The sequence below is a fragment of the Streptomyces sp. NPDC006174 genome, assembly GCF_040614075.1.
Lineage (GTDB): Bacteria > Actinomycetota > Actinomycetes > Streptomycetales > Streptomycetaceae > Streptomyces.
This window is the reverse complement of the sequence record NZ_JBEXTJ010000001.1, coordinates 152744-166590: the sequence shown is the minus strand read 5'-3', so window position 1 is coordinate 166590 and position 13847 is coordinate 152744. Positions and strand designations below refer to the sequence as shown.

General features: G+C 72.0%; 13 protein-coding genes. 6 read left to right on the top strand and 7 right to left on the bottom strand.

Annotated elements, in window-relative coordinates:
• Positions 1-8: 8 nt before the first annotated feature.
• Complete coding sequence (locus tag ABZ267_RS00770) at positions 9-1391, bottom strand: DUF6716 putative glycosyltransferase (RefSeq protein ID WP_356755821.1); 1383 nt, start codon at positions 1389-1391, stop codon at positions 9-11.
• Positions 1392-1599: 208 nt separating this feature from the next.
• Between ABZ267_RS00770 and ABZ267_RS00765 the strand changes: the two genes are divergently transcribed.
• From ABZ267_RS00765 to ABZ267_RS00745, 5 genes are all read left to right on the top strand, one after another.
• Complete coding sequence (locus ABZ267_RS00765; protein WP_356755823.1) at positions 1600-2613, top strand: glycosyltransferase family 2 protein; 1014 nt, start codon at positions 1600-1602, stop codon at positions 2611-2613.
• On the top strand, positions 2613-4007 hold the full coding sequence (locus ABZ267_RS00760; protein WP_356755825.1) for a polysialyltransferase family glycosyltransferase: 1395 nt from the start codon (positions 2613-2615) through the stop codon (positions 4005-4007). The genes ABZ267_RS00765 and ABZ267_RS00760 overlap by 1 nt, the downstream gene beginning before the upstream one ends.
• 80 nt (positions 4008-4087) lie before the next feature.
• Positions 4088-5185 carry an acyltransferase gene (locus ABZ267_RS00755; protein WP_356899702.1) on the top strand — a complete coding sequence of 366 codons (1098 nt, stop codon included), beginning with the start codon at positions 4088-4090 and terminating at the stop codon, positions 5183-5185.
• A 57-nt stretch (positions 5186-5242) separates the two neighbouring features.
• Positions 5243-7177 (top strand): sialidase family protein, encoded by a 1935-nt coding sequence (locus ABZ267_RS00750; protein WP_356755829.1) that lies wholly within the window; start codon positions 5243-5245, stop codon positions 7175-7177.
• Positions 7178-7254: 77 nt separating this feature from the next.
• A complete protein-coding gene (locus tag ABZ267_RS00745) occupies positions 7255-7716 on the top strand; it encodes a MarR family winged helix-turn-helix transcriptional regulator (RefSeq protein ID WP_356755831.1) in 462 nt (153 codons plus the stop codon).
• A 29-nt stretch (positions 7717-7745) separates the two neighbouring features.
• Here the strand turns inward: ABZ267_RS00745 and leuE are convergent, their stop codons facing one another.
• Entirely contained in the window at positions 7746-8402 is a 657-nt protein-coding gene (gene leuE, locus ABZ267_RS00740) for a leucine efflux protein LeuE (protein ID WP_356755832.1), read from the bottom strand.
• A gap of 147 nt (positions 8403-8549) precedes the next feature.
• A complete protein-coding gene (locus ABZ267_RS00735) occupies positions 8550-9161 on the bottom strand; it encodes a Uma2 family endonuclease (RefSeq protein WP_356755834.1) in 612 nt (203 codons plus the stop codon).
• 173 nt (positions 9162-9334) lie between these two features.
• On the opposite strand from ABZ267_RS00735, the gene ABZ267_RS00730 reads away from it, so the two are divergent.
• The gene (locus ABZ267_RS00730; RefSeq protein ID WP_356899698.1) at positions 9335-10351 is read left to right on the top strand and encodes a L,D-transpeptidase family protein; all 1017 of its coding nucleotides are present in this window, start codon (positions 9335-9337) and stop codon (positions 10349-10351) included.
• Between the two features lie 203 nt (positions 10352-10554).
• On the opposite strand, the gene ABZ267_RS00725 is transcribed toward ABZ267_RS00730, so the two are convergent.
• The 4 genes from ABZ267_RS00725 to ABZ267_RS00710 all read right to left on the bottom strand — a co-directional run bounded on the left by ABZ267_RS00725 (position 10555) and on the right by ABZ267_RS00710 (position 13827).
• A complete protein-coding gene (locus ABZ267_RS00725; RefSeq protein WP_356755838.1) occupies positions 10555-11727 on the bottom strand; it encodes a hypothetical protein in 1173 nt (390 codons plus the stop codon).
• The gene (locus ABZ267_RS00720; protein ID WP_356755839.1) at positions 11727-12506 is read right to left on the bottom strand and encodes an RNA polymerase sigma factor; all 780 of its coding nucleotides are present in this window, start codon (positions 12504-12506) and stop codon (positions 11727-11729) included. Before ABZ267_RS00720 ends, ABZ267_RS00725 begins: the two co-directional genes overlap by 1 nt.
• A gap of 313 nt (positions 12507-12819) precedes the next feature.
• Entirely contained in the window at positions 12820-13122 is a 303-nt protein-coding gene (locus tag ABZ267_RS00715) for a hypothetical protein (protein ID WP_356755841.1), read from the bottom strand.
• A gap of 123 nt (positions 13123-13245) precedes the next feature.
• A complete protein-coding gene (locus ABZ267_RS00710; RefSeq protein ID WP_356755843.1) occupies positions 13246-13827 on the bottom strand; it encodes a hypothetical protein in 582 nt (193 codons plus the stop codon).
• Positions 13828-13847: the final 20 nt, after the last annotated feature.

Genomic DNA, 13847 nt, shown 5'->3' with positions numbered 1-13847 from the left:
GGTGGTGGTCACAGCTCCCCCATCCGGCGGATCACCGGCGCGACGCGCTGGACGCCGTGCCGGTAGGCGCCGCGCGCCGCGTTGCGTACGGTCTCCCGCACCGCGCCGCGCACCCGGCCGGTCTCCTGCGGCGCGGCGGCACCGGGCAGCGGCGTGCCGTCCGGGGCCAGGTGGTGGCGGGCGAGGATGGCCGGGAGGTAGCCGGGCGCGGTGGCGGGCGTGTAGTACGGCGCCAGAGGCGGGAGTTGGCGGTCCGCCAGCAGCTCGGCCACCTTGGCGCGGGCCGTGTCGTAGGCGCTGCCGTACGAGCCGTCGGCGGCGACGCCCTGTCCGGCCAGCCACTCCTCGTCGGGGCGCGGGCGGTAGCCGCCGTCCAGCCGGTCCCAGGAGGTGAGGAGCCCGGAGCCGACGAAGTGGTGGTTGCCGAGAGGTTCGCGTACGCCGAGGTCGGTGAGGACCGCGGTCGGGATGCGGCGGTGCAGGGACTCCAGCGCGGCGGTGGAGGAGACGGTGACCAGGAGGTCGGTACGGTCCAGGACCTCGCCCATGTGCCCGTACACCAGGCGGAAGTTGGGCGGCAGGCCGCCGGGAAGCCTCTGCGCGAGCTTCTGGTACGGCAGTTCCTCGATGTGCGTGGTGTGCTCACCGGGCCTGGAGCGCAGCTTGAGCAGCACCTCGCGGCGCGGGTGGAGCCGGGCGTGCTCGACGAGCCGGCGGAGCAGGTACGTACGGTCGGCACGGGAAGCCGGTACGGAGGGCTGCGCGGCGAACACCACGGTGTCGCGGCCTTCTTCGGGCTCGTACGGGGCTCCGCCGAGGAAAGGCAGCGCGGCCTCGGTGACGGCCGAGGCGTCGGCGCCCACTCCTTCGTACACCGTGCGGAAACGTTCCGCGTCGTGGGCCGAGTTGGCGAGGACGACATCGGCGCCGTGGCGCAGGAGGAGGCCGTCGGCGAGCTTCTCGTAGACGACGCCGACGTATCCGGTGACGATGACCGGCCGGCGTGTGAGGTGCAGTGCGGCCAGGCCGTGCAGCATCGCCTGGACGCCGCCGCCGACGAGCGCGAGGACGACCACGTCGTACGCCTCGTCGCGCACGGTGTGCAGGAACTCGACGGCGGTGACCTCGCGGACCTTCTCCGCCTCGATGCCGACCTCGCCGACCTCCGCGAGCTGGCGAGGTGTCGGCGTGGCCCGGCCGCGCAGCAGCAGCCCGCTCACCTGGACGGGACGCGCGTCCCGCTCGTCCGCCTCGGCGGTCAGGCGGCGCGCGGTGAGCGCGCCCCATTTCCACCGGGTGTCGGAGTCGGCGAGGACGGCGACCCGCAGCGCCGGGCGGGGCTCGGCGGGGGTCGGGGCCGGATCGGCCGCATTGCTGGTACGTGGGGGCACGTCCTAGAAGTTAGGAAGGCATTTCGATGCGCGGCCCAACGTGACGGCAACAAATGGTTAACAGCGAGCCGACGGTTGGGGATTTCGCCGGCCGGAGCGGCCAACTGCCGCTCGACGCGGTTCGATTCACTGTTCGGACATTCATCGTTCACCCGCAGTACCTTTCCGGGACAAGGAAAGTGCCGGGCCTCCGACTAGCGTGACGCGGGTGGTTAAGCTCTCCGTCATCGTGCCGTTCTTCAACGTGCAGACATACGCGCCCGACACCCTCAGAAGCCTGCGGTCCAACGCCCGCGAGGACTTCGAGTTCATCCTCGTCGACGACTGTTCGACCGACGGGACGGCCGAGGTCCTCCAACGCGCGAGGAAGGACATTCCGGGCGCGAAGGTGATCGTCCACGAGCGCAACGGCGGTCTGGCCACGGCCAGGAACACCGGCCTCGACGCGGCGAGCGGGGAGTATCTGACCTTCCTCGACGGCGACGACTGGCTGGCTCCCGGCTACTTCGCGGAGCTGGTCGCCGCGGCCGAGCGGCTGGACTGCGATTTCGTCCGCTCCGACCATGTGCAGGTCACCGGCCGTACGCGGAAGGTGCACCGGGTGCCGCACGGCCTGCGGAACGAGGTGCTCAGCCCGCGCTCGGTGATACTTCCGGCCGACCGCACCACGTCGGTCGACTATCCGTACGCCTGGGCGGGCATATACCACCGCCGCCTTCTCGACCGGGGCCTTCTGCATTTCACCGACGGCCTGCGCACCGCCGAGGACCGGCCCTGGATCTGGCGGCTGCACCGGGAGGCGGAGAGCTTCGCGGCGGTCGGACTGCTCGGCGTCTTCTACCGGCGGGGAGTCGCTTCCTCGCTCACGCAGATCGGAGATGTCCGGCAACTCGATTTCATCCGGGCATTCGACCAGGTCATCGCGGAGACATCACAGGACCGCGACGCGGATGTTCTGCTGCCGAAGGCCATTCGTACGTATTGCGCGGTCATGGCCCACCACCTCGGCTCCATAGAACGGTTCGAACCGCCCGTGGCCCGGACGCTGCGCTCCATGAGCGCCGCCGCGCTGCACAGGCTTCCCGGCGACATCCTCGACGAGACCCTGCTCTCGCTGGGCGACCGGCGCGCGGCTCTGCTGCGCCGGGTGCGCCGCCGCGCCGCCGGTGCCGAACCCACGCCCGCCGCCTCACCTGCCGCCGCCTCCGGAGCCCGTGCCTGATGTCTGCCATCCGTTCCACCCAGCTCTTCTTCGCGGCCTCGCAGTACGCCGCCGCCACGGTGACCGCCGCGATCCGGGCGGGCCAGTTCGGCCCGCGCGCCGAACACCGCCGGCTGCTGATCGTCAGCGACACCTCTCCCGCGCCCGAGGTGGGCACACCGCTCGACCGCATGGCCGGATTCGGCTCGCTGCGGCCGGAGTTCGACGAGGTCCACTCGTGGAACGCGTTCATCAGGCCCTTCCATCCGGCGGGCTGGTTCCCGCGCGAGCAGGACGCCCTGCTCTGGGAGCGGTATCTGCGGCTGGCCTGGAAGCTGGGTGACGGGCCGGTGGAGATCGCCTGCGAGTCCATCCAGGCCAACCCGTCCAGCGCGGTGGCCAAGATCTTCGGCGAGAGCCCGATCCACCTCTACGCGGACGGCCTGATGAGCTACGGGCCCACCCGCAGCAAGATCGACCCGCTGATCGGCACCCGGGTGCGGCGCCTGCTCCACCTGGACCTGGTGCCGGGACTGCGGCCGCTGCTGATGACCGAGTTCGACGTCGAGCCGGAGGTCGTGCCGACGGCCGAGTTCCTCAAGGTGCTCGGCGAACTGGCCTCCTCCGCCGCGGAGTTCGATGCTCCGACGGACGCACCGGCGCTGCTGCTCGGCCAGTACCTCTCCGCCATCGACATCCTCACCGCGGACGAGGAGCAGGAGCTGCACCTGCGGATGCTGCGCGGCACGGTCGCGCTCGGCCACACCCGCGTGGTCTTCAAGCCGCATCCGGCCGCGCCGGTCGGCTGGTCGCGCGCGCTGGAGCAGGAGGCCGAGCTGCTCGGCGCCGAACTCACGGTGCTGGACTCGCCGGTGATCGCCGAGGTGGTGTACGAACGGACGCGGCCGGCGCTGGTCGTCGGCGCGTTCTCCACCGCGCTGCTCACCGCCGCCACGTTCTACGGGATCCCGGTGGCGCGGGTCGGCACCGAGGAGCTGCTCGCCGCACTGACGCCGTACCAGAACAGCAACCGCGTCCCGGTCACGATCGTCGACGCTTTGCTGCCGGCCCTGGAGGACCGCGAGGCGGTCACCTCGTGGCGGCTGCCGAGCGAGGAGCGCGTGCGCGCGGAGCTCTCGGGTCTGGTCACGGCCGTCGGCTTCGCGATGCAGCCGCAGATCTATCCGGGGCTGCGGGCCGCCGCCGCGCAGTACCTCGCCGCGCACCCCGCTCCGGCCTCCTCCCCGTACTTCCGCCGCCGCCGGCTCACCGCACTCGCGCTGCCGGGAGCCCTTCCGGCACAGTTCGACTTCATCCCGCGCAACGCGACGGTCCGCAGGATCGCCCGGCAGGCCGTGGCCTGGAAGCGCGGGACGGGCCGCCGCCTTCCCGGTGTCCGTGGCGCGCGCGGCTGATGGGGCAGGCGGTGAGCAGAGGAGCGGACCTGACGCGTACGCCGACGCTGCCGGTCCCGGAGGTCCGCGTCGCGGAACCGGTGCGGCCGGCCTCCGCTGCCGGGAAGCGGGACCGGATGGCGGCTCTGGACGGGCTGCGCATCCTGGCCGCGCTGATGGTCTGCCTCTACCACTACGCGGGCAAGGAAGGCCCGGTCGCCGAGTCCTGGGGCCAGTCGCCGGCGCACCTCTTCCCGACCCTGTCGTCGTTCGCGACGTACGGCAGTCTGGGTGTGCAGCTCTTCTTCATCATCAGCGGCTTCGTCATCTGCATGAGCAGCTGGGGCCGTTCGGTCGGTGACTTCTTCCGCTCCCGGGTCGCCCGCCTCTACCCGGCGTACTGGGCGGCGATCGTCGTCGTCACGGCCGCGGCGGTCGCGCTGCCCGTCGTGGTGAAGCCGCTGCGCCTGGACGAACTGCTGGTCAACCTGACGATGCTCCAGCAGCCGATGGGCGTGGACCGGGTGCTCGGGGTGTGCTGGACGCTCTGGGTGGAGCTGCGTTTCTACGTGCTGTTCGCCGTGTTCGTCGTCTGGCGCGGGGTCACGTACCGCCGGGTGGTCGTCTTCTGCTGCGGCTGGACGCTGGCGGGCGCCTTCGCGCGGATCGCCGACCATCCGCTGACCGACGCCCTGGTGATGCGGGACCACGCGCCGTACTTCATCGCGGGCCTCGCGCTCTACCTGATCCACCGGCACGGCAGCGATCTGCTGCTCTGGGGCATCGTCCTGGTCAGCTGGCTCCTGGGCCAGCGCTACTCGGTCACGGCCCTGTGGCATCCGGGCGGAGGCGGCGAGTTCGACCGCTCTCCGTACGTCATCCAGCTGATCGTGACGCTCTCCTTCGTGGCGGTGGCCGCCGTGGCACTGGGGTGGCTGAAGTGGGCCAACTGGCGCTGGCTGACGTTCACGGGAGCGTTGACGTACCCCTTCTACCTCCTGCACGAGCACCTGGGCTGGTTCGCGATCCGCATCATGAGCCGGGGTCTGCATCTGCCGCCGCAGCTGACGCTCGTCGCCACGGTGGTCTCGATCCTGGTCCTGGCCCATCTGATGCACCGGTTCGTCGAGAAGCCGTTCGGGCTCCGGCTGAAGCGGACGATGACGGAGCAGAGCCGGCGGGTGCGTTCCCGGAGGTGAAGAGGCGGGCACGCCCCGTGCCCGTCGACCACGCGTACGAAGACAGGGACGGACACCATGCGCTTGTTCGGACGGCCACCACGAGCACATCGCCACAGACCCCGGCTGATCACGGCCGCGCTGACGACAGTGCTGGCCACCACGGCCCTCGGCGTACCCGCTCCCGCCTCGGCCACGGCAGCGGCGGCAGCGGCAGCGGCCGTACCGTCAGCGGTCGCCACTCCGTTCGAGGCGAACACCGAGGGCTACCGCTGCTTCCGGATCCCCGCGCTCGTCACCACCACCTCGGGCGCTCTGCTGGCCTTCGCCGAGGGACGGGTCTCCACCTGCGCCGACATCGGCCACAACGACATCGTGATGAAGAAGTCCACCGACGGCGGCCGGAGTTGGGGCCCGCTGAAGGTGGTGGCCGGCACGGGTGACCAGGACGCGCACGGCAACCCGGCGCCCGTCGTGGACGCGGCGACCGGGCGGGTGTCGCTGCTGTACGCGACCGGCGGCTGGACCGACGGCACCGACGGCCCGTCCCGTGGCGAGCGCAGCCTGCGCGTCGTCCACAGCGTGAACGACGGCACCACCTGGACAACCGGCGCCTCACTCAGCCACCTGAAGCCGGCCGGCCGGCGCTGGATCTCCACCGGCCCCGGCCACGGCATCCAGCTCAACCGGGGCCCGCACCAGGGCCGGCTGGTCGTGCCGGGCGACTACACGACCACGGGCGACCGGGCCGGCGGCCAGCTGTACTACAGCGACGACGGCGGACTGACCTGGGTGCTGGGCGCGCAGGCGGACGTGGACCGCAACACCGCTCCCGCGTTCCCGGCCGAGCTCACCGTCGCGGAGACCACCGGCGGAGGCGTGTACGTGAACGCCCGCAGCTCGGCCCGGTGCGGCACGGACGACCACCGGATGGCCGCCACCAGCGCGGACGGCGGCGCCACCTTCGACGCGCCGTTCTCACCGGTGCCCGGTCTCGACACCGCGCCCGTCTCCGGCTCACTGCTCCGGCTGCACGCGAAGGAGCTGGGCGCCACGCAGAACCGGCTGCTCGTCTCGCTGCCGTCCCGGCTGGGCCCGCACGTCCTGGAGGACCGCCGTGAGCTGGCGATCCGCTCCTCCTACGACGAGGGCCGGACCTGGCAGACGGCCGGTACGGTGGTGACGCCGGGCCGGTCCGGCTACTCCGACCTGGCGCTCCTGTCCACGGGCGCCATCGGCGTGCTCTACGAGAGCGCGGGCAACATCCCGCACAGCGACATCGTTTTCACCTCGTTCACCGAGAGCCGGCTGGACGCGGACCGCCGCGAACTGCGCCTGCCCCGCACCTCGGACACCGGCCCCAACGGGTACGGCAACCACGCCGTGGTCCACGGCGGCGCCCAGCTCTCCACCCGTAACTCCGGCAAGTCCATGGCCTTCGACGGCCAGGACGACTACCTGCGCCTGGTCTCCTGCTCCGACTCGCTGCGCCTGGGCACGGGCGACTTCACCGTGACCGCCTGGTTCCAGCACTCGGCGACGACCGGCGCGCGGCCCATCATCTGGGGTTACGGCATGGGCTCCGGCGTCAAGCAGTTCTGGCTGCGGGCGGAGCCGGGCAGCGGCAGTCTGCGCGCCGCGATCGACACGGGCGGCGCCTTCGCCGACGTACGGACCACGTCCTCGTACAACGACGGGCAGTGGCACCACGCGGTCCTCAAGCGGCAGGCGGGCCGACTGACGCTGGCGGTGGACGGCGGCCAGGAGTTCAGCGCGGCGGCCCCGGCCGGCGACATCACTCCGTCCGCGCAGTTCTCGGTCCACATCGGCGCCCGCCCGGACTTCCCGAACCAGCCGGCCGGCGTCTCGGAGCTCTTCCGCGGCGGCCTGGACGACGTCCGGATCTACGGCCGCGGCCTGACGGCGCAGGAGGCGGCCCGGGTCAAGGGCGGGGCGCTGGATGTGGCCAACGAGGAGGAGCGGGTGCGGCTGGGGTTCTCCAGCATCTGGTAGCCACTGCCCGAACCGAGCGGTCCTGGACCTCAACTCCGCTTGACCTCAAGTGGACTTGAGGTCCTACCGTCACCGTCATGGACTACTCACACGACGACGCCGGACTCGCCCGCCAGCCGATCGGCTACTGGAGCTGGGCCGCGCACGACGCGACAGTGACCCACATCCGCGCGGCGCTGGCCGAGCACGGGCTGACCCAGCCGCCCTGGTGGGTGATCAACCAGCTCGTCGGTACCGAGGAGGACGGCCGCGACCGCGCCGAGGTGGTCACCTTCCTCAGCGGCTATCTCGACACCGGGACTGACGGCATCGAGGCGGCCGTCGACGAACTCCTCGGGCGCGACCTGATCACGCGGGACGACGCGGCACGGCTACGGATCACACCCGAGGGGCGGGCGCTGCGCGACCGGACGTTCGCACGGGTGGCGCGGGCCCGCGCGGAGATCCACGAAGGCATCGCGGACGAGGAGTTCGTCGCCGCGCTGAAGGTGCTCCAGCGGATGATCCACAACGTCGGGGGGAAGGCCTGGCACGAGTGAGGGAGCCGGCGGCCCAGGCCTCCGTACGCCTACACGCTGCTGAGCGAGAGCTTCGCCGCGAACCCCAGGAACAGCACACCGGCCGCCGAGGTCGCTCCCGCCGAGAGCCTCTTGCGGCGGCGGAAGGCGGCGGCCAGGCGGGTGCCGCCGAAGATCAGCGTGGAGAGGTAGAGGAAGCTGGCGAGCTGGAGCAGCGTCCCGAGCAGCAGGAACGACAGGGCCGGATAGGCATAGCCGGGGTCGACGAACTGCACGAAGAACGAGATCAGGAACAGGATCGCCTTCGGGTTGATCAGACTGACCACCAGCGCCCGCCGGTAAGGGTTCTCCACCGTGGCGGGCGCCTCGGCCGCCTCCGCCAGTTCGGCCGTGCGCTGATGCCGTTCGCGCCACAGGGACACCGCCACGCGCAGCATGCCGACCGCCAGCCAGGTCAGATAGCCGGCGCCCGCGTACTTGACGACGGCGAACAGCAGCGGCGTGGTCTGGAGCAGCGAGGCGGCGCCGAGCGCGGAGAGCGTCATCAGGACGGCGTCCCCGGTCCAGACGCCGGCGGCGGCCTTGTAGCCGGTGCGGACACCGCGCCGGGCGGCGACGGAGAGCACGTACAGCGAGTTCGGACCCGGCAGAAGCACGATCAGCAGCAGGCCGGCGAGATAGGTCGGAAGGTCGGTGACACCCAGCATGGACGGAGTCTCGCACAGCCGTACGGTGCAGCGCAGACACGTTCACCGACCGGTCACCGCGACGCCCGCGCCCGGGTTGCCCGACGCGTTCGCGGACCGGTCACGCACCGCCCGCCTCGGGATCCCCCAGGCGGGCACGTCCGGTCGTCAGTCCTCGTCGCCGTCCAGAAGACGGTCGACGGAGAGCTTCATCTCCACACCGACCACCTCCGGCACGACGAACGAGGTTCCGCGCTTGTGGGGCGTCTTGTTCCTGTACACCCCGGCCCGCGGATCGGTGCAGAGCAGCACCTGATCGTGCTTGCGGTCCGCCACCACGTAGACCGGCACACCGGCCTGGGCGTAGTCCTCGACCTTGGGGCCGAGGTCGTCGGCCCAGTTGGTCGAGGTCACCTCGAACACCATGCGGAAGACGTGGGCGGCATAGCAGTTCTTCATGACGTGAGCGTCCTTGATGTCGACCTCGACGACCGACAGGTCCGGAATCGCGTAGTCCTCCGGACCTGTGGGCAGCCAGAGCCCGACGCCTTGGACGAGCCGGAGCCCCACTTTGCGGGCTCGGGCACCGAATTCCTCGCTGAGCCAAGACAGAGCCAGCGCATGCGAGACGTCCGGCGGTGGTGTCACAATGAGCCTCCCCTGGAGAATCTCCACGCGATGCCCACGCAGCGAGCGTGCGAGCTGGCCGGCGACTTCACCGAGCGTCGGCTCGGGTTCTGCGTCCATCCGCACCTGCTCCTCGTGCTGTATTACAGCCACGGCATCCTCCTTTCGGGGACCACTGTTCACGAGTTTATCCAGGGCCTCGGACGTTCAGCCAGGGATCGCTCCTGAGGGTGACCTCCCCAGGGGGTCTGGACGCGCCGCCCCTGTCATGCGCAGGATGCGATCACCGGGCCGACGGGTGCCAGAAGGAAGCGGGGATGGCGGGGATGCTGGACAGGAACAGGGACGGGGAGAGCGACGCGTACGGAGAGGAGAGCGGCCGTCCGTACGCGCGACGGGGCTGGTACGGGAGCGGAGGCGGCGGCAGGCACGGCCGACGCGCCGCCACCTCGACCGCCGCCGGATTGCTCGCGATAGCCGCCCTCGCGGCGGGGTGCGGGCCGCAGGACCCGGCCGCCGACGCGCCGCGCCGACCACCGACGCCTCCACCCGCCACCACAGCCCCCGCCCCCTCCACCACCGACGACGCCAAACCCGAGGCCACATCCACCACCCCCACCCCGGAGACCAGCACCGCACCTCCGCCCTCACCCACCGCACCACCCACCTCCGCACCCGCCTCTCCCGCCCCGACCACGGCCTCTCCCCCGCCCCAGGTCCTCATGCGCACCGGCTCCGAGGGCGCACAGGTGCGGGAGTTGCAGGCGCGGTTGCGGCAGATCGGGCACTTCGGGCGCACGCCCACCGGCTACTACGGCACGGTCACCGCCGAGGCCGTCCGGTCCTTCCAGGTCAAACGGGGTACGGAGGCAACCGGCTCCACGGACGCGGTCACCTGGCGGAAGCTGCTGGCCATGACCCGTACGCCGACGGCCGATGAGCTGGACCCGCCGACCGAGCGGCCATTGGCCAAGCCGGACGAGCGGTGTCTGACCGGCCGGGCGCTCTGCGTCAGCAAGAAGAGCCGGACCCTGGCGTGGATGGTCGACGGCCGGGTCGTCTCCGCGATGGATGTGCGCTTCGGCTCGGAGTACACGCCCACGCGCGAGGGCGAGTTCAAGGTGTTCTGGAAGTCCCGGGACCATGTGTCGACGCTGTACGACACGCCGATGCCGTACGCGCTGTTCTTCAGCGGTGGCCAGGCCGTGCACTATTCGGCCGACTTCGCGGCCAACGGCTACGGCGGTGCCTCGCACGGCTGTGTGAACGTCCGGGACAAGGCGAAGGTGGCGGCCCTCTTCGACCAGGTGAAGAACGGCGACAAGGTCGTCATCTACTGGTGAGGGATCCGGCGGTGAGGAGAGGGCGCGGGCGGGACCGGGGGAACGTGTCCCGCCCGCGCCGATGCGCTGAGCCGAAGGTACGGGGGGAACCCCGGCTCGTCGCGCTGCCGATGACCAGTCGGCTCACTCTGTACTGCGCCCGGCCGTCGAAAAACGTCACACTTGTCGGCGGCGCACTTCTCCGCGTACGGATAAGGCGCAGGTCAGCGGGTGAGTACGGCTGTCGGGACAGGCGTCGCCGAGCGCGGCGGAACCGCTGCCTCCGCCCGTACGCCGACATCGGCGCGACGCTCGCCGTCCGCGTCGGACGGTGCGGGCTCGAAGGAGACGGGTGGCAGGGAGCCGCCGTCGCCGTCTCCGCGACCCGGTCCGTCGTCGTCTCCGCCGTCTCCGCCTCCGGGAGGGCCGCCGGAACCGGGACCGCCGGAACCGTCGCCGCCGAGGATCCGGTCGCAGAAGCGCTCCAGGTTCTCCTCGCCCTTGGCCAGCTGGATCAGCTGACGCCGGCTCCGCTCGTCGAGGGTGCCGGCGCGGAAGGCCTTGCAGGCCTTGACGGACTTCTCGTACCAGTTGCCGCCCTCGCCCTGGCCGCCGGAGCCGCCGGGCCGCTCGTCGCGTTCGGCCGGGTCCTTGGAGGCGTGTTCGCGGCCGGAACCGCCACCGCTTCCGCCACCGCTCCCGCCGCCGGAGCCATCCGTTCCGTCCGGGCGGTTCCGGTCGCCGGTGCGGTCGCCGCCGTCCGCCTCCGCGTCGGTCTCGCCGCTCTCCGGCCGCTCGGCCTCCTCAGACGCGCCGGGCTGCCGGCTCTCGGGCGAGGAGAGCGGACCGGGCTCGTCGGGCGGCGTCGGCAGGGCCTCGGTGGACGGGTCGTCGGCGGGCAGCCTGGAGACCAGCGGCTCCGAGGTCGCAGCCGATACGGAGGAGGCGGGCGCGGGCGAACCCTGGCCGCCGAAGGGGCCCGGGAGCATCCCCGTACCGGCGGCGACGGCCACTCCGCCGAGCGCGCAGCCCGCGAGCGAGACGGCCAGGCCGAAGCGGACCGGGCGGCTCCAGCGCGGGCGGCGCGGCGGTGCGGCGGGGGCGGCGCCGATGTGGACGGAGTGCAGCGTTCCGGGCCGGCCGGGGAGCGCGGCGCCCGCGTTTCCGGCGAGCCGGTCGCCGCCGGAGCGGGTGGCCTGCCGGAACGCGGTGAGGACGGCGTCCTCACCGGGCAGTTCACCAGCGGGACCGCGGCGGACGGCACGGGCCGCGCCGAGCGCTTCGGCGAGCCGGACGGCATCGTCGCGGGCCAGGTCGCCGAGGGGTACGACCGGCTCGCCGCGGAGCAGTTTCTCCGCCGCGTCCTTGTCGAGCCACTCGTACTGCTCGTCGGCCATCACATGTCCCTCTGCGTCCACGGTCGCGAATGCGTCACACCGGGAGTGACCCCGGCCGGCGCCGCCGGACCGCCCCTACCGGGGCGCTGAGAGGGTACGGCACCGAGTCCCGAATCGCCGCCCTGGCCTTGACCCGCGTCGCTCCCGGCCTCCTGGGCCGAAGCGCGGTCCGGCCCTTCAGGGCCACCACCGGAGGCGGGCGCGCCGGCCGGGAGGGGCGGGTCGGGGTGCTCGGCACCGAGGAGTTCGGCGAGCCGCTTGAGGCCGCGATGGGCGGCGGTCCGTACGGCGCCGGGGCGCTTGCCGAGGGTCTGGGCGGCGCTCTTGGCGTCGAGCCCGACGACCACGCGCAGCACGACGGCCTCGGCCTGGTCCTGCGGGAGCTGGGCGATGAGGGACATCGTGCGGTCCGTGTCCAGCGCCTCCATGGCGTCACCGGCGGTGTCGGACTCGGCGGGCCGGCCGGTCAGCTCGGTCTCGTCACCGCCGATCGCGGGCCGGCGGCTGCGCATCCGCAGATGGTCGAGCGACCGGTTCCGCGCGATCCGGGCCGCCCAGCCCCGGAACCGGTCGGCGTCCCCGCTGAACCGGTCGAGGTCACGCGCTATCTGGAGCCAGGCCTCGGACGCCACGTCCTCGGCGTCCGGCTCGCCCACCAGCGTCCGTATGTAGCCCAACAGCCGTGGCTGCACAGCGCGGTACACAGCACGGAAGGCGTCCTCGTCCCCGTCCTGTGCCGCGAGCACCGCGGCGGTCAGCTCCGCGTCGTCCCCCAGCACTCCCTCAACCCGCCCTGCTGTCCAAATCGCAGCTGGTCACCACTGCTGCGCCACTCTGCGCGACTCAGCACGCTACGTGGTCGGCAGGGGTCGCGTCCATGACTTGTACAACTCGCAACAATTCGCGGCCCTCGGTGCGGTGTGACAGAAAACGCAGCCGTGGCGCTGAGATGAGTACGGGGTCGTGCTGCGACCCCGTGGAAGACGGCCGGGGCCTCTCCTGTGGGGGGTGGCGGCCCCGGTCGTCGCTCCTCTTTTTCTCTTCCGCGCCCTGATCAGGGACGCCCTCCCGGCTATCGGCCGAGGCCGTGGATCAGTGGTCGTCCCAGTGGCCGTCGTGCTCCGAGTGGCGGTGGCCGTCGTGGACGTAGTCCACGTGGTCGCCGTGCGGGACCGCGACGTGGCCGCAGTCCTGGCCGTGCTGGTGGTCGTGGCCCTCGTGGACCTCGTGCGCGGACTTGGCGCACTCGTCCACGTGGTCGCCGTGCACGCGGTGCAGGTGATCGTCGTGGACGTAGTCGACGTGGTCCTCGTGCGGGACCGCCACGTGGCCGCACCCCGGAGCGTGCCGGTGGGCGTGGTCGGCGTGGGGGCGGTGCTCCGTGGTGGTGGACATGTGCGCGGCTCCTCGTCGAGTGAGGTGTGGGTGTGCCAGCCGGGAGCCGGACACGCACACCTTGCGGCTTATGGCCCATTTTATCGCCGTTCGACCATGAAGTCCGAGGAGAGCCACGCCGCTTCACCCGCGGATACGGGCCCGGCGCGACATCACCGCGCGCAGCACCCGGCGCCCCTCCGTCGACAGGTCCAGAGCCTTGAGCACCCCGGCCCCGCTGCCCGTCGTGCCGGTCGTCTCCGCCAGGATCTCCAGGATCCGGACCTGGCGCTCCAGCTCACCGGCCACCAGCGGCCCGGCTTCGGTCGGCTGCCCGCCGCGCGCCGCCTTCAGGAGGACGGCCCCGTTCACCGGGGCCTCTCCGTCCGGGGCGTCGAAGCGGCCGTGGATCTCCAGCGCGACCAGCGAGCAGGCGTCGGCCCACTCCCGTAGCGGCACGGGAGCGAAGTCGGAGGGCGCGGCTCCCAGCATCGCGCGCACCCGTGCGGCCGGTCCGTCGCTGACGGCCTCGTCGTCCATCGCCGTACGGACGGCCGCGAGGCGGATGGCCCATTCCCGCCCGTCCTCGCAGCTCGCCCAGAGCGGGCGCAGCGGTTCGGGTCCGTCCGGTCCCGCCAGCAGTGGCAGGCAGCGGTCCAGGCAGGCCACAGCACTGGCGGCGAGCGCTCGCTCGTCGGCGCGTTCGATCAGTTCCAGCAGACTCATCGACGTCTCCCTCGGTCTAC